This window comes from Devosia albogilva (genome assembly GCF_042685625.1).
GTDB classification, from domain to species: domain Bacteria; phylum Pseudomonadota; class Alphaproteobacteria; order Rhizobiales; family Devosiaceae; genus Devosia; species Devosia albogilva.
The window spans coordinates 1,704,011-1,726,667 of sequence record NZ_JBHUNP010000001.1 but is presented as its reverse complement, the minus strand read 5'-3'; the positions used below and the strand labels follow the sequence as shown (position 1 = coordinate 1,726,667).

The window sequence follows — 22,657 nt, the reverse complement described above, 5'->3', positions numbered from 1 at the left end:
ATGACCTGAATTTTGACCAGATGGAAAAATGTTAGCACTCCCGCTTCCCTAAGCAAGGCGAAAATGCCCCCTGCCAAAGTGAAACGTGCCGAAGCAACAAGCAGCCGCAAGCGCCAGCACAAGGCGGAGGCAGAATTGCCGGCGTCCTCCCAGGCGCGGCCATTGACGCGCATCCAGCGCGAAAAGCAGGACCTGATCCTGTCGGCAGCGCTGGAAGTGTTCTCGGTACACGGCTTCCGTGGTGCCACCATCGACCAGATCGCCGAGGTTGCCGGGATGAGCAAACCGAACCTGCTCTACTATTTCCCCCGCAAGGAAGAGATCTACCGGCGGCTCCTAGCGGAACTGCTCGACACTTGGCTGGCCCCGCTCAGGGAAATGAACGCCGATGGCGACCCCTTCCCCGAGATCCGTTCCTATATCCGCCGCAAGCTCGAGATGGCGCGCGACTACCCGCGCGAATCACGGCTGTTCGCCAACGAGATGCTGCAGGGCGCCCCGCGGGTGAAGGAGATGATCGAGGTCGACCTCAAGGCGCTGGTGGACGAAAAGGCCAAGGTGCTGCTGGGCTGGATGGACGAGGGCAAGCTCGCCCGCACCGACCCCTACCACCTGATCTTTTCGATCTGGGCGACAACGCAGCACTATGCCGATTTCGACGTGCAGGTGCAGGCGGTGCTGGGGCCCGGCCGCAATGGCGAAGGGCGCTTCGAGGACGCGGCGCGTACCCTTGAGCACCTCTACCTGCACGGGCTGGTGCCGAAACCGGTACCGGCCGCGTAGAACGGCACCGCCTGCTGGCGGCGCCGTTCTGGTTCAGGCGCCGCCCAGATAAAGATCGACGTCGATGGCGGGCGTGACGCCGGCCCGAACGTTGGTCACCCGGGCGGCAAGGGCCACGCCGTTGTCGAGCAGCGGCGCGACCAGCTTGCCAGCAGTGCCGGGCAGATAGCCCAGATGCCGCTCACCGGCCAGCACCGCTACGGCGGTGGCCGGCTCGAACCGCCGGGACGGGTCACGGCGCAGCGTCAGGGCGGAGCCCGGTGCGACCGCGGCCAGGGCTGATGGCTCTAGCGCGGTGATGTAGCTGCCGGTCAACCGTTGCTGCCCAGCCGGCGTTCGACCGGCAAGACCTCCGGCCAGCAGGGGTGCCGTTGCCAGCGCACTGGCGCCGGCGGCGAGAAAGGCGCGACGGAACATCACCGCCTCCTAGAGCTGTTCCGCCTGGGCGCCGAGGCCCGGACGCGCGCGGCCGAGGTTGGGCACTTCGCCCAGGGGCTCCATGTTGCGGGTCTCGAACTGATCGTTGCCGTCGATCGACTCGCCCTCCGACCAGCGCCCCTGAGCCGGCTCGCTGCCGTCGTTCTTGAAGCCCAGATAGGAATAGCTGAACTCGCGCTTCTCCTCGTCCTGCGGGTGGCTGTTGGGAATGGGGAACACCTCGGTGGCGCCGCCCAGTTCTTCCAGAGCCGCCAGCCACTGGTTCTGGTGCATGGTGTCGCGAGCGATCAGGAACTGCAGCATGTCCTTCATGCCGGGGTCGTTGGTCATGTTGTAGAGCCGCACCGCCAGTACGCGCCCGGTCGATTCGGCGGTTACGTTGGCGGTCATGTCGGCGGCGATGTTGCCGCTGGCATAGATATGGCTCATGTCGAAGGGCACGCCATCGGAGTCGACGGGCATTGCCGAAAGGCCAGCCGACAGGAAGTTCTTGAGGTTGATACCCCCGAGCACGGATCCGCCGACCGGGTCGCGCGCCGCCTCTTCCTGCAGACCAACGGGAGCACCCTCGAGATTCATGGCAACTGCCGTCGCCAGCATTTCGATGTGCCCGAGTTCCTCGGTGGCGGTGTTGAGCAGCAGGTCGCGGAACTTGGGATTGCCGCGAGCGCCCATGGCCTGGAAGAAATACTGCATGGCCACGCGGATTTCGCCCTCGACGCCGCCGATCGCCTGCTGCAGGGCGCGTGCGAACAACGGATCCGGTGTTTCGACGCGCACGGGGTACTGCAGTTTGCCGTCTGTGTAGAACATGCTGATCTCCGTGGTGGGATTGGAGACCAGTGAACACCGTCACCCCGGCAGCGTTGCGAATTCGCTGCGCCTACGATGCGTGTTAACTCGCTGTCAGCTTCGCCTCAGCCGGGCGGCAGACCGGCCGCGATCGGGCTCAGGATTTCCGAGCGCGCCGCACTCGTATTGCTGGCGGTGGCAGCCAGCATGGCGAGGATCATCAGCGTCAGCATCACGGCAATGCGCATGGCGGCACCCAAAAGGGACAGAAGCTCTTCATGATGGCTCAAGGGGCGGCGGTCAACGCTAACGTAAAGACGTCATTAACCCTGCAATTTTTACCAAATGTGGGCGTCAGTTGCCCAAAAGACCGCTGGTACGGATGCCGTCGAAGACGAACTGCACGGCCAGCGCCGCCAGCAGGATTCCCACCACACGCGACACCACCGACAGGCCGGTCAGCCCCAGCATACGCTGGATCGGCATGGCCACCAGCAAGGTAATCCAGGCGAGACCAAGCACCAGCACCAGCGCCGCGATGACCAGCCAGAAATCGCCGTCCGTCCGAGCACCCGTTGCCAGCAGGATCACCGCGCTGATGGCTCCCGGTCCGGCGAGCAGCGGCATGGCCAGCGGAAAGACCGAGATATCCTGGGCTTTTCGGGCCTCGTCCTCCTCTTCGTGGGTCGTGCCGGTGCCACCCGAATGACGGGCAAAGACCATGTCGATGGCGATCAGCAGCAGCAAGACGCCACCGGCCGTGCGTAGCGCCGGGATGGTGATCCCGAACACATCGAGGATCGCGTTGCCGAGAAAGGCAAAGAAAATGAGGATGACGAGCGCAATGACCACGCCCCGAGTGGCAGACAGCCGCCGCTCCGCCGGGGTGTTATCCTTGGTCAACGCCGCGAAGATAAAGGCGATGTCGGCAACACCGACAGTGGCGAACAGCGTGGCAAAGGCGACGAGGAAGGGGGAGGTGTCCACGGGCGATCAGGCCGCGCGCTCAAGCAGTTGCGGAGAAAGATGCGTGCGGGCGTCCAGCACTTCCATGCCCACGATCCGCCCTTCTGCATCATAGTCGAGCACGATGCCGTCGGACACCTCCTCGCTCGCCTCGACGGGCTCGAGCGACAGCCGGATATAGGCAGCATCGGCGTCGGCGTCGTAGGTCACCGTCGGTTTCACTTCGGTTTGGCTCCGCGATCGAGGAATGCGGTCAATATACGAATTTCGGTTGCCGTTTCCACCACCACCACGACCCTGAGATAGCGTCCCTGCCGTTCCGGCAAAGCGCGGTAAAATCGCCGCGTACCTGGTCTGGATGGATCCGGCTCCACCCAATCTGGCGCAGCAAGGGTGGCTTCCACCCACGCGCGCTGCAACTCTCGTTCACGCAGCACATCAAGGGCGTGCTGGGTGTAGACGAGGGTTGGCGCCATTCAGCCGCGCCGCCGCTCGATGGCGTCCCAGATCATAACGGCGATGTCGGGGCCGCCGAAACGCTTGATTTCGCGGATGCCGGTAGGAGAGGTGACGTTGATCTCGGTGAGATAGTCGCCGATGACATCGATGCCGACGAAGATCATGTCCCGCTCCTTGAGCGCCGGCGCGATGGTGGCGCAGATTTCGCGCTCGCGGGCGGTGAGTTCGCTGAGTTCGGGCCGGCCGCCGACATGCATGTTGGAACGCGCCTCGCCCTCGGCCGGGATGCGGTTGAGTCCGGCGACGGGCTCGCCATCGATGATGATGATGCGCTTGTCGCCCTTGCGGACGTCCGGCAGGTATTTCTGGATCATGAAGGGTTCGCGGAAGCTGTTCTCGAACAGCTCGAGAAGGCTGGCGAGATTGTGGTCTCCCTCCTGGATGAAGAACACCCCTGCCCCGCCATTGCCGTAGAGCGGCTTGACGATGATGTTGCCGTGCTGCTTGCGGAACTGGTGGATCAACTGGCGATCGCGCGTCACCAGCGTGGGCGGCATCAGTTCGGGAAACTCGGTGACGAGGATTTTTTCCGGCGCGTTGCGGACGGCGGCGGGGGGGTTCACCACCAGCGTTTTGGGGTGGATCCGCTCCAGGATGTGCGTGAGCGTGATGTAGTTCATGTCGAAGGGCGGGTCCTGCCGCATCAGCACCACGTCCTGGGTGCCGAGATCGACGCGCTCTGCCTCGCCGAGGGTGAAATGCTGCCCCTTCTCCGCATCGGTGACGGTGATCGGCTGTGCCAGGGCGGTGACCCGGTTGTTCTCCAGCGCCAGCGTATCGGGGGTGTAGTGCAGCAGAGTGTGCCCACGCGCCTGTGCCTCCAGCATCATGGCGAAGGTGGAATCACCGCGCGGGTTGATGGTCTGGACGTGGTCCATCTGGACGGCGACTTTGAGCGTCATGAGCGGCGATCCGGCTTGGGAGCGTGAGTGTTGCCATGACATCGCCTGTCGGCGGGAGCGGCGCAAGAGCCTAGAGGCGGAAGGCGTCCACCCGGTGGCTGGGCCAGCGGCCCGGCGACACCAGCACCAGATCGAAGCGCAGCGTGTGCTCGGCGTAGGCCGGATGCTTCATCAGCCAGTATTCGGCGGCACGGCCGATGCGGTCGGTGTTCACGGCTTCGAGGATGTGCTCCTCGCTGGTGCCGCGGGCGCGGGTTTTGACCTCGACAAAGGCGACAGTCCCCCAGCGCTCCGCGATCAGGTCGATTTCGCCGACCGGGGTGCGGAAGCGGCGGGCGAGAATTCGGTAGAACTTGAGGCGGAGCAGCAGTGCTGCCAGCGCCTCGCCACGCTGGCCGCCGCGCTCGGCTTCGATACGTCTATTGCTGGGCCTTGAGCCGGAGGGCGGCATCGTAGACCTCCTTGCGCTTGAGGCCGTAGCGGGCGGCGATTTCGTCGACGGCGGCGCGCAGGGGCTGTTCCACCATCGCCTCCTCCAGCGCCGCCTGCCAGTCTTCGGCGGCGACGACGGTCTCGGTGGCTCCGGCGACGACGACCACCGCTTCCCCCTTCACCTCCTCGTCGGCGAAGGCGGCGGCGAGTTCGGCGAGGGTGCCGCGGCGGGTGCGCTCGAAGCGCTTCGTCAGCTCCAGCGCCACCACGGCCTTTCGCTCGCCGAAGGCTTCGGTCATGGCCGCGAGCGTATCGCTGAGCCGCCGGGGGGACTCGTAGAAGACCAGCGTTTCACGTGAATCCCTCATCGTTGCCAACGCATTGGCGCGGGCGCCGCTCTTGGGAGGCAGGAAACCGCGGAAGCTGAACGCATCGGTCGGCAGGCCCGCCACCACCAGCGCGGCGAGCAGGGCCGACGGCCCGGGAATGGGGATGACCGGCAGTTCGGCCTCGGCCATGGCGCGAATCAGCGGGAAACCGGGGTCGGAGAGCAGGGGGGTGCCGGCGTCTGAAATCAGAGCGATGGCCTCGCCGGCGGCTATGCGGGCGACGATGTCGGCGGCGCGGTCGCGCTCGTTGTGCTCGTGCAGGGCCATGCGGCGGCCCTTGATGCCGTAATGGTCGAGCAGCTTGGCCGAGGTGCGGGTGTCTTCACACAGAATTATGTGAGCAGCAGCAAGGGTTTCGAGGGCGCGGATGGTGATGTCGCGCAGATTGCCGATGGGAGTGGAGACCACATAGAGGCCGGCGGTGAGCGGGGGGGCAGCGAAGCCGGTGCCGCCGATGAAGTAGGCCGGAGTCGGGTCTGACATGCTGGATCGGTCGCCTTTCCGTGAAGGATTGGTTGCTTACCGTTACCAGAAACCCGGCTTGGTGGGCATTTCTGCTGCGTTTTTGGGAAACTAGGCGGCGAGGTCCGCCACCACGGCGTCGAGGACCGGAAAGCCCTTGTCGGTGACGCGCAGATTGCCGTTCGGCAGGGTCTCGAGGAAGCCATAGCCCTTGAGGGCGGCAATCTGGACCGGTGAGATCTGCCGGCCGGAAATGGCGGTGAAGCGGGCCGGGGAAATGCCTTCCTTGAGGCGGAGGCCCATCACCAGGAATTCGTCGCCCTGCTCTTCCCAGGTGAGGACGTCGTCGGTGACGAGACCGTGGCCGCGGCTGTTGACGCGCTTCTGCCATTCGAAGGGCAGTTTTTCGGCGGCGGTGGCATGGCGCTGGTTGTTGATCATCAGCCGGCCATGGGCGCCGGGGCCGATGCCGGCATATTCGCCATAGCGCCAGTAGAGGAGGTTGTGCCGCGACTCCTGGCCCGGGACGGCGTGGTTGGAGATCTCATAGGCCGGCATGCCCGCCTCGGCGGTGAGGTCCTGGGTCAGCTCGTAGAAGTCGGCAGCGAGATCCTCGTCCGGCATTTTCAGCTTGCCGGCCTGGTGGAGGTCGAAATAGCGCGTCCCCTGCTCGATGGTGAGCTGGTAGAGGCTGATATGGCCGTGGGCGAGCCACAGACCTTCCTTGAGCTCGTCTTCCCAATCCTCGAGCGTCTGGCCGGGACGGGCATAGATGAGATCGAAACTGGAGCGGTCGAACACCGATTGCGCGATGCGGACGGCCGCGACGGCTTCGTCGACAGTGTGGCGGCGGCCGAGTTCGGCAAGCGGCCCGGGGCGCAGCGACTGGACGCCGAGCGAAACCCGGTTGATGCCGGCGGTGCGGTAGCCGCGGAAGCGGTCGACCTCCACCGAGGTCGGGTTGGCCTCGAGCGTGATCTCGGCGTTGTTCTGCACGGTCCAATGCCGCGCGATGGCGTCGAGGATGCGCTCCACGGCCACCGGGCTCATCAGCGAGGGCGTGCCGCCGCCGAAGAAGATCGACTGGACGACGCGGCCGGGGACCAGCGCGGCCGTCGAGGCGATCTCGCGTTCATAGGCGGCAACGAACCCGTCCTCGTCGAAGGGGCCGCGATGGACGTGGGAATTGAAGTCGCAATAGGGGCACTTAGCCGCGCAGAACGGCCAGTGCACGTAAACCCCGAACATGTCGTTGGTGTTGGTCATGACCCGCGCTCCCGCAGCGAGGACGATGCGCCCCCTCCCCTCAAGGGGGAGGGAGGCGCAGGCAGCCGGAGCTCCATCGATGTGGAGAGACCGCTAGCGCTCAATCTGATTCTCCACGAACAGGGCGAAGGCGCGGGCGCGGTGGCTGAGGCCCTGTTCTCCCGGCGTCCAGGAGTGCTTCATCTCGGCGGGCATCTGGCCGAAGGTGATGTCGTAGCCATCGGGCATGAACATCGGATCGTAGCCATGGCCGCGTTCGCCGCGGGGTGGCCAGACCAGCTTGCCATCGCAACGGCCGTGGTAGATCACGTCGCGGCCATCGGGATGGGCGAGGCAGAGCGTGGCGTTGAACGAGGCACGGCGGCGGGACGGCTCGGTGGCATTGGCCGCCTGCAGCGCATCTTCCACCCGCTTCATGGCGCGGTTGAAATCGCGCGGTACGCCGGCCCAATCGGCGGTATAGACGCCGGGATCACCGCCGAGCGCATCGACGCAGAGGCCCGAATCGTCGCTGAGCGCCAGCATGCCCGATCCCTGGGCTGCGGCGTGGGCCTTGAGCCGGGCGTTTTCGGCAAAGGTGGTGCCGGTTTCCTCGGGCTCGGGCAGGCCGAGCTCTCCGGCGGAGACGAGCTCGAGACCGAAGGGAGCGAACAGCTCCTGAAATTCGGCGAGCTTGCCGGCATTGTGAGTGGCCAGGACGAGCCGGTCGCCTTCGCGGAGGCGGGGAATGGCGGTCACTTGGCGCCTCCGGGCTTCAGTTCCAGGGCGCGGGCGATGTCGTTCCAGATGGCGCAATCGGGTGCGGGCGAACCCGCCTCACCCCGCCCCTGAAGGAGAGGCGAAGAAGCTTCCACAGCACCAGCCCTTTCCTGCAGGGAGCGGTCGGTGGGCTTCGGTGCGCGCTGGAGGAGTTTGCCGATCATGCTTCGAGCGCCGCCTTCTGGATCAGGCTCAGTTCGCCGATGCCCTTCTCGGCAAGCAGCATCAACTGGTCGAGCTCTTCACGGCTGAAGGGTGCGCCCTCGGCAGTGCCCTGTATCTCGACGAACTTGCCGGAACCGGTCATGACGAAGTTGGCATCGGTCTCGGCCTCGACATCCTCGAGGTAGTCGAGATCGAGCAGTGGAGTGCCGCGATAGACACCGCAGGAGACGGCAGCGACCGAGTCGCGCAGCGCCGGACCGCGGGTGAGCTTGCGCTCGTCCATCCAGCGGATGGCTTCGGCCAGGGCGATATAGGCTCCGGTGATCGAGGCGGTGCGGGTGCCGCCATCGGCCTCGAGCACGTCGCAGTCGACCGTGACCTGGTTCTCGCCCAGCTTTTCGAGATCGACCACGGCGCGGAGCGAGCGACCGATCAGGCGCTGGATCTCCTGGGTACGGCCCGACTGCTTGCCGGCTGTGGCTTCACGGCGGGTGCGGGTGCCGGTGGCGCGGGGCAGCATGCCGTATTCGGCGGTGACCCAGCCCTGGCCCTTTCCCCGCAGCCACCCGGGCAGGCTTGTTTCCACCGAAGCGGTGACCAGCACCTTGGTGTTGCCGAAGCTGACGAGGCAGGAGCCTTCCGCCTTCATGGCGACGCCGCGCTCGATGGTGACGGCGCGCATCTGGTTGGGTTCACGGCCGGAAGGGCGCATCGGAAGTCCAGGGTCGTTGCAGTTAACCGCGTCTTAACCCTACGAGGCCCCTGCCACAAGCGCCCGAGCCTTGGCGCGGGGCGGCTATGCGCTTAAATAGGGGAGCACAGTTAAAGCCGACGATTTGAATCGAAACCCCATGCGTCCAGCCGAAGACTTTCTCTCCGTGCTCAACGCGCGCAGCCAGGACATCTTTCGAAAGATCGTTGAACGATATCTCGAAACCGGGGCCCCGGTGGGTTCGCGCGACGTCAGCCGCATGCTGCAGGTGGAGCTGTCGCCTGCTTCTGTCCGAAACGTGATGGCCGACCTCGAAGACCTCGGCCTGATTGCCGCCCCCCATACCTCTGCCGGACGCGCCCCAACCCAGGAAGGGTTGCGCTTTTTCGTCGACGCCATGCTGGAGGTGGGGGACGTCGACGAACGGGAACGCCAGCGCATCGCCCACTCCATCGGCGGGCAGCCGCAGGGACGGGTGGAAGATGTGCTGACCGAAGCCAGCCAGTTGCTGAGCGGGCTCAGCCACGGCGCCGGGGTGGTGATCGCCGTCAAGGCCGACATGGTGCTGCGCCATCTCGAATTCGTGCGACTCGACGCCACCCGGGCCATGGCCATTCTGGTCGGCCAGGATGGACAGGTGGAAAACCGCATCATGGAGCTGCCGCCGGGCTTCACCGCCTCGGCACTGCAGCAGGCGGGCAATTACCTTGCCCACCATGTGGTGGGGCGCACCCTTTCGGAAGCTCGCAAGGCGCTGACCGAACAGCGGGCGCTGCAACGGGCGGAGCTCGACGAGTTGACCGCCAAGCTGGTCGACGCCGGCATCGCCACGCTCAGCCGCCCCGGTCCCGACAACGAGCCGACGGTGATCGTGCGCGGCCGCGCCAACCTGATCAACGACGCCATGGCCTCGGACGACCTGGAGCGCATGCGCCAGCTCTTCGATGAACTCGAGAGCAAGGATGGGCTCCTGGAACTGCTCGGCGACACCGAGAAGGCGCAAGGGGTGCGCATCTTCATCGGCTCGGAGAACAAGCTGTTCTCGCTATCCGGCTCGTCGGTGATCCTGTCCCCCTACAAGGATGCCAGCGACAAGGTGGTGGGCGTGCTCGGGGTGATCGGGCCGACACGGCTCAACTATGCGCGGATCGTGCCGGTGGTGGATTATACCGCCAATGTCATAACCGCGATGATGGCGCGGCGCGACCGCTGAACCTTGCGGGTTCCCGAGGGTTGAAAAGAAGAACCCGTTGGCCGATATGGCTCAGCAAAACCCCAGTCCAAATGCGGATAGTGAGATGATGAGCGACGAAACCGCCGCCCAGGCGACAGAGGCCGAGATCGAGACCCCTGCCGAGGAGACCCCCGAGGTCGACCCGCTGGAGGCCCTGCGTGCCGAGAATGCCGAACTGCGCGACCGGCTGCTGCGCAGCGTGGCGGAGATGGAAAACCTCCGCAAGCGCACCGAGCGCGACGTGGCCGATACCCGCTCCTACGCCATTTCCGGCTTTGCCCGGGACATGCTGAGCGCCACCGATGCGCTGAACCGGGCGCTGACCATGCTGCCAGCGGAAGCGCGCGAATCCACCGATCCGACCGTGAAGTCGCTGATCGAGGGCATCGAGCTGGCCGAGCGCGAGATGCAGCGGCTCCTCGCCAAGCATGGCGTGACGCCGATCGAGGCCGAAGGGCTGAAGTTCGACCCGCACCGCCACCAGGCGATGTTCGAAGTGCCCGACCCGTCGCGGCCGGAAGGCACGGTGGTGCAGGTGGTGCAGGCAGGCTTTGCCATCGGCGACCGCGTGCTGCGGCCGGCCATGGTGGGCGTCGCCAAGGGCGGCCCGAGCCATGCCGCGGGCGACGAGGCGGTCGACAAGAGCGCCTGAGGCCCCACGCAGACTTGCTGTATGATAGCCCCCGGTTTGCCGGGGGCTTTTCTTTGTCGGGGGGCGTGCGCAGCGCCTGCGGGCTTGACCGGCCGTCTGCTTCGGTCTGCGGCGCCTTGGTGAGCACATGTATTTACCAGCCCCAGACTGCCCTCGGGCGAAGACCCGAGGGCCTGTCGCCGCCGCCATCGCAGCGTCGGTTTGCGCCGATAGTGGCCCTCGGGTCACGCCCGAGGCGCAGTGGGTGGGGCGGGAGTGCTTCCTTTGGACTTCTGAAGCAAAGGAGTGGTCGAGCGCTGAAGCCTCGACCTCCCTCCCCCTTGAGGGGAGGGGTGAGGGGTGGGGGTGTCGGAGGATGTGCACACTGGGAGTTCCCGGTCTGTCTTGAGCTCGACACCCCCACCCTCGTTCCCTCCCCTCAAGGGGGAGGGAGGCGATGGAGCCGACACCGCGGTGCACCTCAAGCGCCCTACCCCAAGATCTCGCGGCTCATGACGCGCCGGACGTCGGCGGCGTCCAGATCGGCGAGCGCCCGCTCCAGCGAGCCATCGCAGCGTCGGTGCGCGCCTATAGTGGCCCTCGGGTCACGCCCGAGGGCAGCGCAGTGGGAGGGGCGGGAGCGCTCCCTTTGGACGTCTGAAGCGAAGGAGTGGTCGAGCGCGGAAGCGTCAGGCTCCCCTCCCCCTTGAGGGGAGGGGTGAGGGGTGGGGGTGTCGGAGGATGTGCACACTGGGAGTTCGGGGGCTGTCTTGAGCTCGACACCCCCACCCTCATTCCCTCCCCTCAAGGGGGAGGGAGGCGATGGAGCCGACACCGCGGTGCATTTCAAGCGCCCTACCCCAAGATCTCGCGGCTCATGACGCGCCCGACGCCGGCGGTGTCCAGGTCGGCGAGCGCCCGCTCCAGCGAGCCGTTGCTGTCGATGGCGCGCGCAGCGTCTTCGATGACGGTGACGTCGAAACCGGCGGCGGCGCCGTCCACCGCCGTCCAGGCGACGCAGAAATCGAGCGCCAGTCCGACGACGAAGAGCCGGCCGAGGTCGCGCTCGTTGAGGTAGCCGGCAAGGCCGGTGGTGGTCTCGCGGTCCGCTTCCTCGAAGCCGGAATAGGAATCAATCTGGCGGTTGTAGCCCTTGCGGATGATGAGCTGGGCGTGGGGAATGTTGAGATCGGCCGTGATCTCGGCGCCGCGGGTGCCCTGCACGCAATGATCCGGCCACAGCACCTGCGGGCCGTAGGGCAGTTCGACCATCTCAAACGGTGCCTTGCCCTCATGCTGGCTGGCAAAGGAGATGTGATCGGCCGGGTGCCAATCCTGGGTCAGCACCACATTGCGGAAGCGCTTGGCCAACTGGTTGATCAGCGGCACGATCTCGTCGCCGCCGGCGACGGCGAGGCTGCCCTCGGGCAGGAAATCATACTGCATGTCGACGACCACCAGGACGTCGTCGGGATTGATCGCGATGGGCATGGGGCGGTCTCTCGGGCCTCGGCTATTAACCTCATGCAGCAGATTGCCCTCTCCCGAGCGCCGCGGGCAAGGCGCAATATCTTGGCGACGGCCCGGCAGCATGGCACAAGAGCGCACCGGCGGCGCGTACGCCCCGGCTGAGGGACCTTTCCAAATGCAGACCTTGATCAAGGGCGGCCGTGCCGCCCTGGCGCTCGTTGTGGGCGCCGCTTCCGTGCAAGCGCAGGACATCGAGTTCACGCTGATCAACAACAGCTCGCAGTCGCTGCACTATTTCTACGCCGCGCCGAGCAATACCAGCGACTGGGGCGACGACCTGCTGGGCGAGACCGGCACGCTCGAAGCCGGTTACCAGGGCACCGTGTTCATCGGCGACGGCTCCGACCAGTGCCTCTACGACTTCCGCTTCGAAACCGCCGAGGGCGGCCTGCTGGAAGCCTGGGAAGTCGATATCTGCTCGCTGGGCAGCTACACCATCACCGACTGACGGCGAGGCGCGCGAGGGCGCGATCCCCAAACCTCCACCACTGCTGCAGCGCCGCCTGACCGGGTTGGCGCTGCATGTTTTTCCGCCGGCCAAATGTGGCGCACGGCGCTTGAAGCAGTTGGGGCACCCCCCTATATACCGCCCGAGGCCCGGTAGCCGGGCAGATATTTTCCAAGGAACCCCGGCCGGATAGGCCAAGGCGCCGCTTCGCCAGAAGGGCTCCGCGACGGGTTTGCTATAGAGAGGCTAGAGTAAATGGCTAAAGTCATCGGTATCGACCTCGGCACCACCAATAGCTGTGTCGCCGTCATGGACGGTTCCAATCCGAAGGTGATCGAGAACGCGGAAGGTGCTCGCACCACCCCCTCGATGATCGCTTTCTCCAAGGATGGCGAGCGTCTGGCCGGCCAGCCGGCAAAGCGCCAGGCCGTGACCAACCCCGAGAACACCCTGTTCGCAGTGAAGCGCCTGATCGGCCGCCGCTACGACGACAAGACCGTCGAGAAGGACAAGGGCCTGGTTCCCTACAAGATCGTGCGCGCCGACAATGGCGACGCTTGGGTCGAGGCCAATGGCGAAAAGTACTCGCCGTCGCAGATCTCGGCGATGATCCTGCAGAAGATGAAGGAAACCGCCGAATCCTATCTCGGCGAGACCGTGACGCAGGCCGTCATCACCGTTCCGGCCTATTTCAACGACTCCCAGCGCCAGGCCACCAAGGACGCCGGCAAGATCGCCGGCCTCGAAGTGCTGCGCATCATCAACGAGCCGACTGCTGCCGCGCTCGCCTATGGCCTCGACAAGAAGAACACCGGCACCATCGCGGTCTATGACCTTGGCGGCGGTACCTTCGACATCTCGATCCTCGAGATCGGCGACGGCGTATTCGAGGTGAAGTCCACCAATGGCGACACCTTCCTCGGCGGCGAGGACTTCGACATGCGCCTGGTCGACTACCTGGCCGACGAGTTCAAGCGCGAGCAGGGCATCGACCTGCGTTCCGACAAGCTGGCGCTGCAGCGCCTCAAGGAAGCGGCGGAAAAGGCCAAGATCGAGCTGTCGAGCGCGACCCAGACCGAAATCAACCTGCCCTTCATCACCGCCGATGCCTCGGGTCCGAAGCACCTGACGCTGAAGCTGAGCCGCTCCAAGCTCGAATCGCTGGTGGAAGACCTGATCCAGCGCACCATCGAGCCGTGCAAGCAGGCCATGAAGGACGCCGGCGTCTCCGCTTCGCAGATCGACGAAGTGGTGCTGGTGGGCGGCATGACCCGCATGCCCAAGGTGCAGGAAGCGGTGAAGCAGTTGTTCGGCAAGGAGCCGCACAAGGGCGTCAACCCGGACGAAGTGGTGGCCATGGGTGCTGCCATTCAGGGTGGCGTGCTGCAGGGCGACGTCAAGGACGTGCTGCTGCTCGACGTGACTCCGCTGTCGCTCGGCATCGAGACGCTGGGTGGCGTGTTCACCCGCCTGATCGACCGCAACACCACCATCCCGACCAAGAAGTCGCAGACCTTCTCGACCGCCGAGGACAACCAGTCGGCCGTGACTATCCGGGTGTTCCAGGGTGAGCGCGAAATGGCGGCCGACAACAAGCTGCTCGGCAATTTCGATCTCGCCGGCATTCCCCCGGCCCCGCGCGGCGTGCCGCAGATCGAGGTGACCTTCGACATCGACGCCAACGGCATCGTGCAGGTGTCGGCCAAGGACAAGGGCACCGGCAAGGAGCAGCAGATCCGCATCCAGGCCTCGGGTGGCCTGAGCGACGCCGACATCGAGAAGATGGTCAAGGAAGCCGAGGCCAATGCCGAGGCCGACAAGCGCAAGCGCGAGGCGGTGGAAGCCAAGAACCAGGCCGAGTCGCTGATCCACTCGACCGAGAAGTCGCTCAAGGACTATGGCGACAAGGTTTCGGCCGAGGACAAGACCGCCATCGAGACCGCGATCACCGATCTCCGCGGCGTGCTTGAGGGTGACGACGCCGAGGCGATCCGCAGCAAGACCGAAGCGCTGGCCCAGGCCTCGATGAAGCTGGGCGAGGCCATGTACAAGGCGTCGCAGGCCGAAGCCGAAGCCAAGGCGAGCGGCACCGCGGATGCGGATGACGACGTGGTCGACGCCGAGTTCGAAGAGGTCAAGGACGACGACCAGAAGTCCGCGTAAGCGGTTCTGGGAAGAACAGGAGGCCCGGCGCAAGCCGGGCCTTTTTTTGTTCACTCCCTAACCTCTCCCCCGAGGGGAGAGGTCGCTGCGCAGCGGCGGGTGAGGGGTTCAGAGTTGCGGTTCCTGCCGAGAGGGTGAACCCCTCACCCTAACCCTCTCCCCTCAGGGGAGAGGGGACGCGGAGCGGAGGGCCCCTGCCTGTTCCACGTGAATCACTGCCGCGAAATGGGCTAATTGGCGCCCAAGTAGCGGCCGGTTCTTGGCTCCTACTGGCCGCTCAGCAGCGAGGCGGCGGCATGAGCAACGTGACATCGGAACATTCGGGCGACAGCATCGGCAGGCTGGCGGAACTGATCGGTGGCAGTCCAGGCGATCGGCTCGATAGCGACATCAAGCACGTGCTCGACGTGCTCGAGGAGCTGGGTGCCGCGCCGCTCGAACTCGCCAGTCCGGAACGTGCGCGCCGGATGCCGAAGCCGGCAGACGCCATCGGAGCGATCTTCGCCCGTCAGCAGCGGGATCTGCCCGACGATGGGGTCAGCGCCGAGGACACCGAGTTCACCAGCGGCGAAACCCACCTGCCTGTGCGCCTCTACCGGCCGCCGGGGCTGCTCAGCCGGCTCAATCCGGTGCTGCTCTATTTCCATGGCGGCGGGTTCGTGACCGGCGACCTCGACAGCCATGACGATTCGGCGCGGGCGCTGGCGCGCCGCACCGGTGCGCTGGTGGTTTCGGCCGACTACCGGCTGGCGCCGGAGCACCGCTTCCCCGCAGCGCACGAGGATGCTCTCGCCGCCTGGCGCTGGCTGACCCGGCAAGTGCATGCGCTCGGGGGTGACCCGCGGCGGATCGCCATTGCCGGCGAGGACGCCGGCGCCAATCTGGCGATGAACGTCGCCCTGACGGCTCGGGACGGGTATGGCGTCCGGCCGGTGCACCTGCTGCTGATCCACCCCATCGCCGGGCATGATTTCAGCACCCCGTCCTATGGCGAGGCGCTGCGGGCCCGCCCGGTCGGCATGGCGGCGATGCGCTGGCGCTTCCGCCATCTTGCGGCCAACGCGGCCGAACTCGACGACCCCCGCATTGACCTGGCGGCCCGCAAGGATCTCCGCGGCTTGCCATCGACCTCGATCGTGCTTGCCCAGGTGGACCCGCTGCGGTCGGAAGGCGAGGCGCTGGCCGAAGCGCTCTCGGCGGCAGGGGTGAACACCGAGTGCTGGGTCTATGAGGGGATGGCGCAGGGCTTCTTCGGCCTTGGCCAGATGGTCACCCGCGCGCTGTTTGCGCAAGCGGACGCGGCCGGAGCCCTCTACCGGGCGTTCACGACTCCGCGCGCCTGAGGCGAAACGGGGCAGCATTATTGCCCCAATCGGCCGCTCTTGCTAAGCACCATGCCTGTTCCGACCCCATGCCCCTCTTGCGGGCGGTGGGGCCGATGCTCATCTAGGGGCATGCAATCAGGGCATTGAAGCGGGGCGCGCTGTCGCGACCTGCCGGTTCGGAGTTGAATTTTCTTGGCCAAACGGGATTTCTACGAGGTGCTCGGCGTTGAGCGGGGAGCCGACGAGGCAAAGCTCAAAAGCGCCTATCGCAAGCTCGCGATGCAATTCCATCCCGATCGCAACCCGGGCGACAAGGAAGCCGAAGGCAAGTTCAAGGACATCAACGAAGCCTATGACACGCTGAAGGACCCGCAGAAGCGGGCAGCCTATGACCGCTTCGGCCATGCCGCCTTCGAAAATGGCGGCGGGCGCGGCCCGGCCGGGTTCGGGCCGGAATTCACCTCGTCCATGTCCGATATTTTCGAGGACATTTTCGGGGATTTCATGGGCGGCGGCCGGCGCAGTGGCGGCGGTGCCGCACGCATGCGCGGCAGCGACCTGCGCTACAACCTAGAGATCAGCCTCGAAGAGAGTTTCGACGGCCGCACCGTCGAAATCGACGTGCCGACGCTGGTCGGCTGCACCACCTGCGAGGGCACCGGCGCCAAGCCCGGTACCGGCACTCACACCTGCCGGCAGTGCAATGGCCACGGCAAGGTGCGTGCGGCTCAGGGCTTCTTCACCATCGAACGCACCTGTCCGGTTTGCCAGGGCCGCGGGCAGATGATGGACCAGCCCTGCACCGATTGCGGTGGCCAGGGTCGCCGGCAGGAGAACCGCAAGCTCTCCGTCGATATTCCCAAGGGCATCGAGGACGGCACCCGCATCCGCCTTGCGAACGAGGGTGAGGCCGGTATTCGCGGCGGCCCGTCGGGCGATCTCTACATCTTCGTGTCGATCCAGCCGCACGACCTGTTCCAACGAGACGGCGCCGACCTCTATGCCCGCGTGCCGATCTCGATGACGACGGCAGCGCTGGGCGGCGAGTTCGAGGTGCCGACGCTGGACAATGCCCGCGCCAAGGTGAAGGTCGCCGCCGGCACGCAGCCCGGCCAGCGCGTCCGCCTCAAGGGCAAGGGCATGCCTGTGCTCCGCTCCAAGGATGTCGGCGACCTTTACGTGCAGCTCGATATCGAGACGCCGCAGAACCTGTCGCGGCGCCAGCGCGAACTGCTCGAAGAGTTCGCGCGGCTCGAGACCGAAGAAACCAGCCCGACCTCGGGCGGCTTCTTCGAAAAGCTCAAGAAGATGTTCGACGCCTAAGCTTCAGCCGGCGGCGCTGGGCGTAACCAGCCTGCTGTCGTCCAGCTCGCGCGAGAGAGCCGTCAGCGCCTCGCGCGCTGCGGCTTCCACCCCCTCGATCGAGGTCCCGAAGGGCACCTCGAGGCCGAGGCGCTTTTACGGATCATCGGCCCAGACGAACGACACATAGGACTTGCGTGCCGCAAGGTCGTGGCTGAGATGCGTGACGTTGAGCGTGGAAGCCATGATCTTCTCCAGGTGTGTGGCCCGGCTATTACTCCGTCGGCATCTGGCTCATGTCCATCCAGATGAACTCCCAGACATGGCCGTCGACGTCGGCGACGGCGCGCGAATACATGAAGCCGTAATCCTGCGCGGCGCGCACTTCGCGGCCACCGGCCTTGATGCCGGCTTCGGCAATGGCATCCACCCCTTCACGGCTGTCGCGCGAGAGCCCGTACAGCGCCTGGGTCTGGGTGTTCGGATCGGGAATCGGATTGGGCGAGAAGCTGAGGAACTTCTCATGGGTGAGCACCATGAAGTAGATGCTCTCGTCGATGACGATGCAGGAGGCGGTCTCGTCGGTGAACTGCGGATTGTGATCGAAACCGAGCGCCTTGTAGTAGGCCATCGAGGCCTTCAGGTCGCGCACCGGGATGTTGACGAAGATCGATGACGGCATGCTCTGGATCCTTATGCTTGGGCTACTGAGTGTAGGCGGTACGGCCACTCGGGCTGTTTCCCTTGCACCGACGAAGCAGCCGGGCCAGTTTCGACATGCCATATCGAGGGAGACGACATGAAGACGGCCCTTACCCTGTCGGGGTCCATCCGCCGCGGCTCGTATAACCGTGTGCTGCAACTGCATGTGGGCCGCAAGTTGCGGGAGGCGGGCGTGGCGGTGAACGAACTCGACCTCGCCGATTTCGAGATGCCGATCTTCAACGAAGACCTCGAGCCTGACCAGGTTCCGGAAGCCGCGATTCGGCTGGCGGAGCTATTCCGCAGCCATGACATCGTTTTTCTCGCCAGCCCCGAATACAATGGCGGGGTGCCGCCGCTGGTGGTCAACACCATCACCTGGCTCAGCCGGCAGAAACCGAGCCCCTTTCGCCACGCCGTGTTCGGCATTGGCGGAGTCAGTTCCGGCAAGTACGGCACCATCTGGTCGCTGAGCCATCTGCGCGATTCGTTGAGCAAGATCGGTACGCTGGTGGTGCCGACGCTGCTCGGCATCGGGCCGGCCGACGAAGCCTTCGACGAGCATGGTGATCCGGTGGAGCCGGCGATCATCCGCAAGGTCGGCCAGATGGTCGACGAACTCACCCAGTTCAGCCGAGGGTGATGGCGATGCGGGCGCTCTATGTCAGTCACCCGCAAGTCGAGATCGATCCCGAAATTCCCGTGCCGCTGTGGCCGCTCTCCGCCGATGGCCGGGCGCGGGCTCGTGCCTTCGCGGTGAGCGGGGTGATTCCGCCTGCGGCGATGATCTTCTCGAGCCGCGAGCGCAAGGCGCTGGAGCTGGCCGAGATCCTCGCCGAATATGCCGGGACGCTGGTGATGGCCGATCACCTGATGGGGGAGAACGACCGCAGCTCCACCGGCTTCCTGCCGCCGGCGCTGTTTGAAGCCACCGCCGATCGCTTCTTTGCCCATCCGGAAGAGAGCATCGATGGGTGGGAGCGGGCGGTTGATGCTCAGGCGCGGATTGTGGAGACCGTTACCACCGCGATCGCCTGCCTCTCGCCAGAAACACCGGCGGTGTTCTGCGGTCATGGCGGCGTCGGCACCCTGCTGAAGTGCCACATCGCGGGGCGCGCGATTTCCCGTGACGAAGACCAGCGCCGACTTGCTCATCGTGGCGGCGGCAATTGCTTCAGCTTCGATCTCGACCCGCCGCGGCTGGGCTGCGACTGGACACCCATGGAGGTGATGCGGCCGGGCTGGTTCCGCTGAGCTTGCCGCCCGTGGCGGTTTGCTCTAGTCCGGCTCGCTAGCGAGGGAGGTGCCAGCATGGCCGCAGAACTGATCGTTGGTCTCGACGTGTCGTCGCGAGCGCGAGCCGAGGAGATCGTCTCGCTGCTGGGTGACACCGTCAGCTTCTACAAGATCGGATACCAATGCTTCTATGGCGCCGATGGGCTGGCCCTCGGCAAGGCGCTGATCGCGGCCGGCAAGAAGGTGTTCTTCGACCTCAAGCTCCTCGACATCGACAACACGGTTGAAAAAGGCGCCGCGGCGATCGCCGCCACCGGCGCGCATTTCCTGACCGTGCACGCCTATCCGAAAACCATGCGGGCCGCTCGCAAGGGCGCCGAGGGGTCGAACCTTTCCATCCTCGGCGTGACGGTGCTGACCTCGATGGACGACCAGGACGTCAAGGACGCCGGCTATGCCCGCGATGCGGCTGGCCTCGTGGCCCTCAGGGCGCAGCAGGCCCGGGACGCCGGCATCGGCGGCATCGTTGCCTCGCCGCATGAGGCGGAGATGGTGCGGACCATTATCGGGCCGAAGATGGCCATCGTCACCCCCGGTATCCGCCCCGCCGGCAGCGCCGCCGGTGACCAGAAGCGGGTGATGGGCCCGGCCGAGGCCATCGCTGCCGGAGCCACGCATCTGGTGGTGGCGCGGCCGATCATCGAGGCGCCCGACCCGGCCGAGGCGGCGCGCGGGATTCTCTCCGAGATGCAGAGCGGCGGCACGCGGTTCGCCTGATGCAACTCTCCGCCTGCATCGAGATGCTGTTCACGGTCGAGAGTCCCGACCCGGCCGAGCGCATCCGGCTGGCCAGGGCGGCCGGGGCCGATGCCGTGGAGTTCTGGCGCTGGTCCGACAAGGATCTCGGCGCCATCGGTGCGGCGCTGAAGGAAACCGGTCTGCCGCTGGCCGGGATGGTAGCAGAGCCGTTCGCGACGCTCACCGATCCGGCGGACCATGGTCGCTTTCTGGACGGGCTCGACGACAGCATCGCGGTGGCGCAGAGCCTTGGCTGTCCGGTGCTGATCGCCCAGGCGGGACCGGACCAGCCCGAGGTCGACCGGCGCACCCAGCGCGCGGCACTGGTGGCGGTGCTGCGTGCGGCCGGGGAGCGGCTAGTGGGCACCGGCATCCGCCTTGGCGTGGAGCCACTCAACACGCGTGTGGATCATCCCGGCTATTTCCTGCCCTCGACGGCGGAAGCGCTCGACATCATCGACGAAGTCGGCTGCCCGGAAATCGGGCTGGTGTTCGACCTCTACCATTCCGGGGTGATGGAGGAGGACCTCGAACGGGTTCTCGCTGGCCGCGTCGACCGATTGGTGCATGTGCATGTGGCCGACCATCCCGGACGGCACGAGCCGGGGAGCGGGTGGCTCCGGTTGCGCGAGGGCGTGCATTGGCTGCTGGGCCAAGGCTACACCGGGCGGATCGGGCTCGAATTCCGCCCCACCATCGGATCGGCGGCGGCACTGACCGCGAGCCGGATGGCGCTTGGGATCGGCACCCGCCTCTCCTGACGCTTCGGTGGCGTGCCGAGGCGGTTGCCATGATCCCGCAGTCCCCCTATAGAGGCCGCCCCGCGCGCCTGCCGCGCTTCCCCCTTTTGCGAGAGAACGGCCGGCATGGCGTATTGCGGTCTCGATTTCGGCACGTCCAACTCGACGCTCGGGCACATCGGTGCGTCCGGCCAACCCGAGCTGGTCACCCTGGAGGAGGATCACCGCACAATTCCGAGCGTCCTGTTCTTCGGCTTCGAGGACGACGGGCTCTATTTCGGCCGCGCCGCCGTCAGCGAATATGTGAGCGGCGCCGACGGCCGCCTGATGCGCTCGCTCAAAAGCGTGCTGGGCACCCCGCTGTTCTCCGACCGGACCCGGGTGAAGGCGCGGCAACTGGGTTTCGGCGAGATCATCGGCAGCTTCGTCGGTGAACTGCGGCGCCGTGCCGAACAGGCGCTGGGGGTCGACCTCACGCAGGTGGTGCTCGGCCGGCCGGTACACTTTGTCGACGATGATGCGGAGGCCGACCGCGCTGCGCAGGATCAGCTCGAAGCAGCGGTGCGGGCGCAAGGCTTCGATGAGATCGCCTTCCAGTTCGAGCCGATCGCGGCGGCGCTCGACTATGAGCGGCAGGTGAACGCGGAGAAACTGGCGCTGATCGTCGATCTCGGCGGCGGCACTTCGGACTTTTCCCTGGTGCGCGTCGCGCCGGAGCGGCGGGGCCTGGCAGACAGGTCCGGCGACATTCTCGCAACCGCGGGCGTTCATATCGGTGGGACCGACTTCGACCGGCTACTGGCCATGGCACGCATCATGCCGGAGCTTGGGCTCGGGACGCGCACGCGCGACGGCAAACGGCACCTGCCGGTGGCGCCCTATGTCGAGCTCTCCACCTGGCACCGCATCAACCGTCTCTATGACGCCAAGGCGCTTCGCGACCTCCGCTCCACCGCGCGTGAGGCGGCCCGACCGGAACTGGTGGAAACCATGGTGATGCTGGTGGAGGAGCGGCTGGCGCATCGGCTGATCGGGGCGGTGGAGGAGGCCAAGATCGCCCTCTCCTCTGCCGAGGAGGTCGAGTTCGACTTCGGTGTCCGCGACCGGCACATTGCGGTGACGATCACCGTGGCCGAGCTCGGCGCGGCCATCGCCGATTCGGTCAGGCGGCTCGAAGCCACAGTCGGCGAGGTGCTGCGGCGGGCCGGAGTGGACGGCGGTGCGGTGGATAGCCTGATCCTTACGGGCGGCTCGACCCTGGTGCCGGCGGTGGCCAACCGGCTGCGGGCGCTTTTTCCGGAAGCAGAACTGGTGCGGACCGATGTGCTGGGCAGCGTAGGGCTCGGGCTGACGCTCGAGGCAGAGCGGGTGTTCGGCGCCCCTAGCGGCGTTCGATGATCTCGGTCACCAGCGCCTCGATGTCCTCACCGGCTTCGATGGCAATCTGGCCGTCGAGCAGCAGCACCGCCAGTCCGTGCACCCGCGCCCAGGCGGCGAGCGCCGCGACGCGGTTGGCGCGGACGTCACCGCCGATCACATGGCGCAGGGTCCGGAAGGCCGCATCTGCCGCCATGCGCAGGCCCGGCAGCTTGTCGCGCTTGAGCTGGGGCGAGAACATCAGGCGGAAGAGATTCGGATTGTCGAGGGCGAACTTCACATAGGTGCGGCCCATGGCCGTGGCCGGATCGAGCGTGTCGCTGGCGGCCACTGCCTCCATCGCTTCGGTGAAGCGACGATAGCCGGTGACGGCCAAAGCTTCCAGGAGGGCCGCCCGACTGGCGAAATGCCGGTAGGGCGCCGCGGGTGATACGCCCACCGCCCGCGCCAGATCGCGCAGCCCAAGCCCCGCCTCCCCGTCCCGCTCCAGCAGCACCAAGGCGGCTTCGAGCAGTGCCTGGCGCAGATTGCCGTGGTGATAAGGCGCGTTAGTGCCGGATGTTGACATTGTTCACATCAAGTGGTG

At 66.1% G+C, this 22,657-nt stretch carries 27 protein-coding genes; 12 read left to right on the top strand and 15 right to left on the bottom strand.

The window, feature by feature from the left end; translation table 11 throughout:
* The first annotated feature begins 63 nt into the window (after nt 1-63).
* Nucleotides 64-783 carry a TetR family transcriptional regulator C-terminal domain-containing protein gene (locus tag ACFSX5_RS08805; protein WP_386832919.1) on the top strand — a complete coding sequence of 240 codons (720 nt, stop codon included), beginning with the start codon at nt 64-66 and terminating at the stop codon, nt 781-783.
* Nucleotides 784-816: 33 nt separating this feature from the next.
* Here ACFSX5_RS08805 and ACFSX5_RS08800 read toward each other — a convergent pair whose 3' ends face one another.
* The 12 genes from ACFSX5_RS08800 to rph all read right to left on the bottom strand — a co-directional run bounded on the left by ACFSX5_RS08800 (nt 817) and on the right by rph (nt 8,585).
* Nucleotides 817-1,200 carry an HIRAN domain-containing protein gene (locus ACFSX5_RS08800; protein WP_386832917.1) on the bottom strand — a complete coding sequence of 128 codons (384 nt, stop codon included), beginning with the start codon at nt 1,198-1,200 and terminating at the stop codon, nt 817-819.
* Nucleotides 1,201-1,209: 9 nt separating this feature from the next.
* Nucleotides 1,210-2,034, bottom strand: coding sequence for a manganese catalase family protein (locus tag ACFSX5_RS08795; protein WP_386832916.1), 825 nt, complete (start codon nt 2,032-2,034; stop codon nt 1,210-1,212).
* Between the two features lie 104 nt (nt 2,035-2,138).
* Nucleotides 2,139-2,303 carry a hypothetical protein gene (locus ACFSX5_RS08790; protein ID WP_386832915.1) on the bottom strand — a complete coding sequence of 55 codons (165 nt, stop codon included), beginning with the start codon at nt 2,301-2,303 and terminating at the stop codon, nt 2,139-2,141.
* A 64-nt stretch (nt 2,304-2,367) separates the two neighbouring features.
* A complete protein-coding gene (locus ACFSX5_RS08785; protein ID WP_386832914.1) occupies nt 2,368-3,000 on the bottom strand; it encodes a MarC family protein in 633 nt (210 codons plus the stop codon).
* A 6-nt stretch (nt 3,001-3,006) separates the two neighbouring features.
* Nucleotides 3,007-3,201, bottom strand: coding sequence for a DUF2283 domain-containing protein (locus ACFSX5_RS08780; RefSeq protein ID WP_386832913.1), 195 nt, complete (start codon nt 3,199-3,201; stop codon nt 3,007-3,009).
* Nucleotides 3,198-3,455, bottom strand: a complete 258-nt coding sequence (locus ACFSX5_RS08775) for a DUF4258 domain-containing protein (RefSeq protein ID WP_386832912.1) — start codon at nt 3,453-3,455, stop codon at nt 3,198-3,200. Before ACFSX5_RS08775 ends, ACFSX5_RS08780 begins: the two co-directional genes overlap by 4 nt.
* Entirely contained in the window at nt 3,456-4,400 is a 945-nt protein-coding gene (gene gshB / locus ACFSX5_RS08770) for a glutathione synthase (RefSeq protein ID WP_386832911.1), read from the bottom strand.
* A 70-nt stretch (nt 4,401-4,470) separates the two neighbouring features.
* Nucleotides 4,471-4,851 (bottom strand): YraN family protein, encoded by a 381-nt coding sequence (locus ACFSX5_RS08765; protein ID WP_386832909.1) that lies wholly within the window; start codon nt 4,849-4,851, stop codon nt 4,471-4,473.
* Nucleotides 4,820-5,704, bottom strand: coding sequence for a 16S rRNA (cytidine(1402)-2'-O)-methyltransferase (rsmI, locus tag ACFSX5_RS08760; RefSeq protein ID WP_386832908.1), 885 nt, complete (start codon nt 5,702-5,704; stop codon nt 4,820-4,822). Before rsmI ends, ACFSX5_RS08765 begins: the two co-directional genes overlap by 32 nt.
* A 90-nt stretch (nt 5,705-5,794) precedes the next feature.
* Nucleotides 5,795-6,949 (bottom strand): radical SAM family heme chaperone HemW, encoded by a 1,155-nt coding sequence (hemW, locus tag ACFSX5_RS08755; RefSeq protein ID WP_386832907.1) that lies wholly within the window; start codon nt 6,947-6,949, stop codon nt 5,795-5,797.
* A 93-nt stretch (nt 6,950-7,042) separates the two neighbouring features.
* Nucleotides 7,043-7,678: a non-canonical purine NTP pyrophosphatase gene (locus ACFSX5_RS08750; RefSeq protein ID WP_386835609.1), complete on the bottom strand. Its 636-nt coding sequence runs from the start codon at nt 7,676-7,678 to the stop codon at nt 7,043-7,045.
* 190 nt (nt 7,679-7,868) lie between these two features.
* Nucleotides 7,869-8,585, bottom strand: coding sequence for a ribonuclease PH (gene rph, locus ACFSX5_RS08745; RefSeq protein ID WP_386832906.1), 717 nt, complete (start codon nt 8,583-8,585; stop codon nt 7,869-7,871).
* 139 nt (nt 8,586-8,724) lie between these two features.
* On the opposite strand from rph, the gene hrcA reads away from it, so the two are divergent.
* Nucleotides 8,725-9,798, top strand: coding sequence for a heat-inducible transcriptional repressor HrcA (gene hrcA / locus ACFSX5_RS08740; protein WP_386832904.1), 1,074 nt, complete (start codon nt 8,725-8,727; stop codon nt 9,796-9,798).
* A gap of 46 nt (nt 9,799-9,844) precedes the next feature.
* Complete coding sequence (grpE, locus tag ACFSX5_RS08735) at nt 9,845-10,471, top strand: nucleotide exchange factor GrpE (RefSeq protein WP_386835608.1); 627 nt, start codon at nt 9,845-9,847, stop codon at nt 10,469-10,471.
* Nucleotides 10,472-11,305: 834 nt separating this feature from the next.
* Here the strand turns inward: grpE and pncA are convergent.
* Nucleotides 11,306-11,941 (bottom strand): bifunctional nicotinamidase/pyrazinamidase, encoded by a 636-nt coding sequence (gene pncA, locus ACFSX5_RS08730; protein ID WP_386832903.1) that lies wholly within the window; start codon nt 11,939-11,941, stop codon nt 11,306-11,308.
* Between the two features lie 154 nt (nt 11,942-12,095).
* Between pncA and ACFSX5_RS08725 the strand changes: the two genes are divergently transcribed.
* From ACFSX5_RS08725 to dnaJ, 4 genes are all read left to right on the top strand, one after another.
* The gene (locus tag ACFSX5_RS08725) at nt 12,096-12,428 is read left to right on the top strand and encodes a hypothetical protein (protein WP_386832902.1); all 333 of its coding nucleotides are present in this window, start codon (nt 12,096-12,098) and stop codon (nt 12,426-12,428) included.
* Between the two features lie 255 nt (nt 12,429-12,683).
* Complete coding sequence (gene dnaK / locus ACFSX5_RS08720) at nt 12,684-14,591, top strand: molecular chaperone DnaK (protein ID WP_386832900.1); 1,908 nt, start codon at nt 12,684-12,686, stop codon at nt 14,589-14,591.
* A gap of 296 nt (nt 14,592-14,887) precedes the next feature.
* Nucleotides 14,888-15,934, top strand: coding sequence for an alpha/beta hydrolase (locus ACFSX5_RS08715; RefSeq protein ID WP_386832899.1), 1,047 nt, complete (start codon nt 14,888-14,890; stop codon nt 15,932-15,934).
* Between the two features lie 174 nt (nt 15,935-16,108).
* Nucleotides 16,109-17,239, top strand: a complete 1,131-nt coding sequence (gene dnaJ / locus ACFSX5_RS08710; RefSeq protein WP_386832898.1) for a molecular chaperone DnaJ — start codon at nt 16,109-16,111, stop codon at nt 17,237-17,239.
* 253 nt (nt 17,240-17,492) lie between these two features.
* On the opposite strand, the gene ACFSX5_RS08705 is transcribed toward dnaJ, so the two are convergent.
* Complete coding sequence (locus tag ACFSX5_RS08705; RefSeq protein ID WP_386832896.1) at nt 17,493-17,900, bottom strand: VOC family protein; 408 nt, start codon at nt 17,898-17,900, stop codon at nt 17,493-17,495.
* A gap of 117 nt (nt 17,901-18,017) precedes the next feature.
* Here ACFSX5_RS08705 and ACFSX5_RS08700 point away from each other — a divergent pair, with 117 nt between their 5' ends.
* The 5 genes from ACFSX5_RS08700 to ACFSX5_RS08680 all read left to right on the top strand — a co-directional run bounded on the left by ACFSX5_RS08700 (nt 18,018) and on the right by ACFSX5_RS08680 (nt 22,092).
* On the top strand, nt 18,018-18,563 hold the full coding sequence (locus ACFSX5_RS08700; protein WP_386832894.1) for an NADPH-dependent FMN reductase: 546 nt from the start codon (nt 18,018-18,020) through the stop codon (nt 18,561-18,563).
* 5 nt (nt 18,564-18,568) lie between these two features.
* Entirely contained in the window at nt 18,569-19,174 is a 606-nt protein-coding gene (locus tag ACFSX5_RS08695; protein ID WP_386832893.1) for a histidine phosphatase family protein, read from the top strand.
* A gap of 57 nt (nt 19,175-19,231) precedes the next feature.
* Nucleotides 19,232-19,933, top strand: a complete 702-nt coding sequence (gene pyrF, locus ACFSX5_RS08690; RefSeq protein WP_386832892.1) for an orotidine-5'-phosphate decarboxylase — start codon at nt 19,232-19,234, stop codon at nt 19,931-19,933.
* Nucleotides 19,930-20,715 (top strand): TIM barrel protein, encoded by a 786-nt coding sequence (locus tag ACFSX5_RS08685; protein ID WP_386835606.1) that lies wholly within the window; start codon nt 19,930-19,932, stop codon nt 20,713-20,715. Before pyrF ends, ACFSX5_RS08685 begins: the two co-directional genes overlap by 4 nt.
* Before the next feature lie 105 nt (nt 20,716-20,820).
* A complete protein-coding gene (locus tag ACFSX5_RS08680; protein WP_386832891.1) occupies nt 20,821-22,092 on the top strand; it encodes an Hsp70 family protein in 1,272 nt (423 codons plus the stop codon).
* On the opposite strand, the gene ACFSX5_RS08675 is transcribed toward ACFSX5_RS08680, so the two are convergent.
* A complete protein-coding gene (locus ACFSX5_RS08675) occupies nt 22,076-22,639 on the bottom strand; it encodes a TetR/AcrR family transcriptional regulator (RefSeq protein ID WP_386832890.1) in 564 nt (187 codons plus the stop codon). The two genes, ACFSX5_RS08680 and ACFSX5_RS08675, sit on opposite strands and share 17 nt — an antisense overlap.
* Nucleotides 22,640-22,657 lie beyond the last annotated feature (18 nt).

Excerpts from the sequence above, each read along its gene's own strand:
- ACFSX5_RS08725 (WP_386832902.1), top strand. The coding sequence starts at position 12,096 with ATGCAGACCTTGATCAAGGGCGGCCGTGCCGCCCTGGCGCTCGTTGTG.
- ACFSX5_RS08715 (WP_386832899.1), top strand. The coding sequence starts at position 14,888 with ATGAGCAACGTGACATCGGAACATTCGGGCGACAGCATCGGCAGGCTG.
- rsmI (WP_386832908.1), bottom strand. The coding sequence starts at position 5,704 with ATGTCAGACCCGACTCCGGCCTACTTCATCGGCGGCACCGGCTTCGCT.
- ACFSX5_RS08795 (WP_386832916.1), bottom strand. The coding sequence starts at position 2,034 with ATGTTCTACACAGACGGCAAACTGCAGTACCCCGTGCGCGTCGAAACA.
- ACFSX5_RS08765 (WP_386832909.1), bottom strand. The coding sequence starts at position 4,851 with ATGCCGCCCTCCGGCTCAAGGCCCAGCAATAGACGTATCGAAGCCGAG.
- hemW (WP_386832907.1), bottom strand. The coding sequence starts at position 6,949 with ATGACCAACACCAACGACATGTTCGGGGTTTACGTGCACTGGCCGTTC.
- ACFSX5_RS08675 (WP_386832890.1), bottom strand. The coding sequence starts at position 22,639 with ATGTCAACATCCGGCACTAACGCGCCTTATCACCACGGCAATCTGCGC.
- gshB (WP_386832911.1), bottom strand. The coding sequence starts at position 4,400 with ATGACGCTCAAAGTCGCCGTCCAGATGGACCACGTCCAGACCATCAAC.
- ACFSX5_RS08800 (WP_386832917.1), bottom strand. The coding sequence starts at position 1,200 with ATGTTCCGTCGCGCCTTTCTCGCCGCCGGCGCCAGTGCGCTGGCAACG.
- grpE (WP_386835608.1), top strand. The coding sequence starts at position 9,845 with ATGGCTCAGCAAAACCCCAGTCCAAATGCGGATAGTGAGATGATGAGC.
- rph (WP_386832906.1), bottom strand. The coding sequence starts at position 8,585 with ATGCGCCCTTCCGGCCGTGAACCCAACCAGATGCGCGCCGTCACCATC.
- ACFSX5_RS08805 (WP_386832919.1), top strand. The coding sequence starts at position 64 with ATGCCCCCTGCCAAAGTGAAACGTGCCGAAGCAACAAGCAGCCGCAAG.
- ACFSX5_RS08695 (WP_386832893.1), top strand. The coding sequence starts at position 18,569 with ATGCGGGCGCTCTATGTCAGTCACCCGCAAGTCGAGATCGATCCCGAA.
- ACFSX5_RS08775 (WP_386832912.1), bottom strand. The coding sequence starts at position 3,455 with ATGGCGCCAACCCTCGTCTACACCCAGCACGCCCTTGATGTGCTGCGT.
- pncA (WP_386832903.1), bottom strand. The coding sequence starts at position 11,941 with ATGCCCATCGCGATCAATCCCGACGACGTCCTGGTGGTCGTCGACATG.
- hrcA (WP_386832904.1), top strand. The coding sequence starts at position 8,725 with ATGCGTCCAGCCGAAGACTTTCTCTCCGTGCTCAACGCGCGCAGCCAG.
- dnaK (WP_386832900.1), top strand. The coding sequence starts at position 12,684 with ATGGCTAAAGTCATCGGTATCGACCTCGGCACCACCAATAGCTGTGTC.
- ACFSX5_RS08705 (WP_386832896.1), bottom strand. The coding sequence starts at position 17,900 with ATGCCGTCATCGATCTTCGTCAACATCCCGGTGCGCGACCTGAAGGCC.
- ACFSX5_RS08680 (WP_386832891.1), top strand. The coding sequence starts at position 20,821 with ATGGCGTATTGCGGTCTCGATTTCGGCACGTCCAACTCGACGCTCGGG.
- pyrF (WP_386832892.1), top strand. The coding sequence starts at position 19,232 with ATGGCCGCAGAACTGATCGTTGGTCTCGACGTGTCGTCGCGAGCGCGA.
- ACFSX5_RS08700 (WP_386832894.1), top strand. The coding sequence starts at position 18,018 with ATGAAGACGGCCCTTACCCTGTCGGGGTCCATCCGCCGCGGCTCGTAT.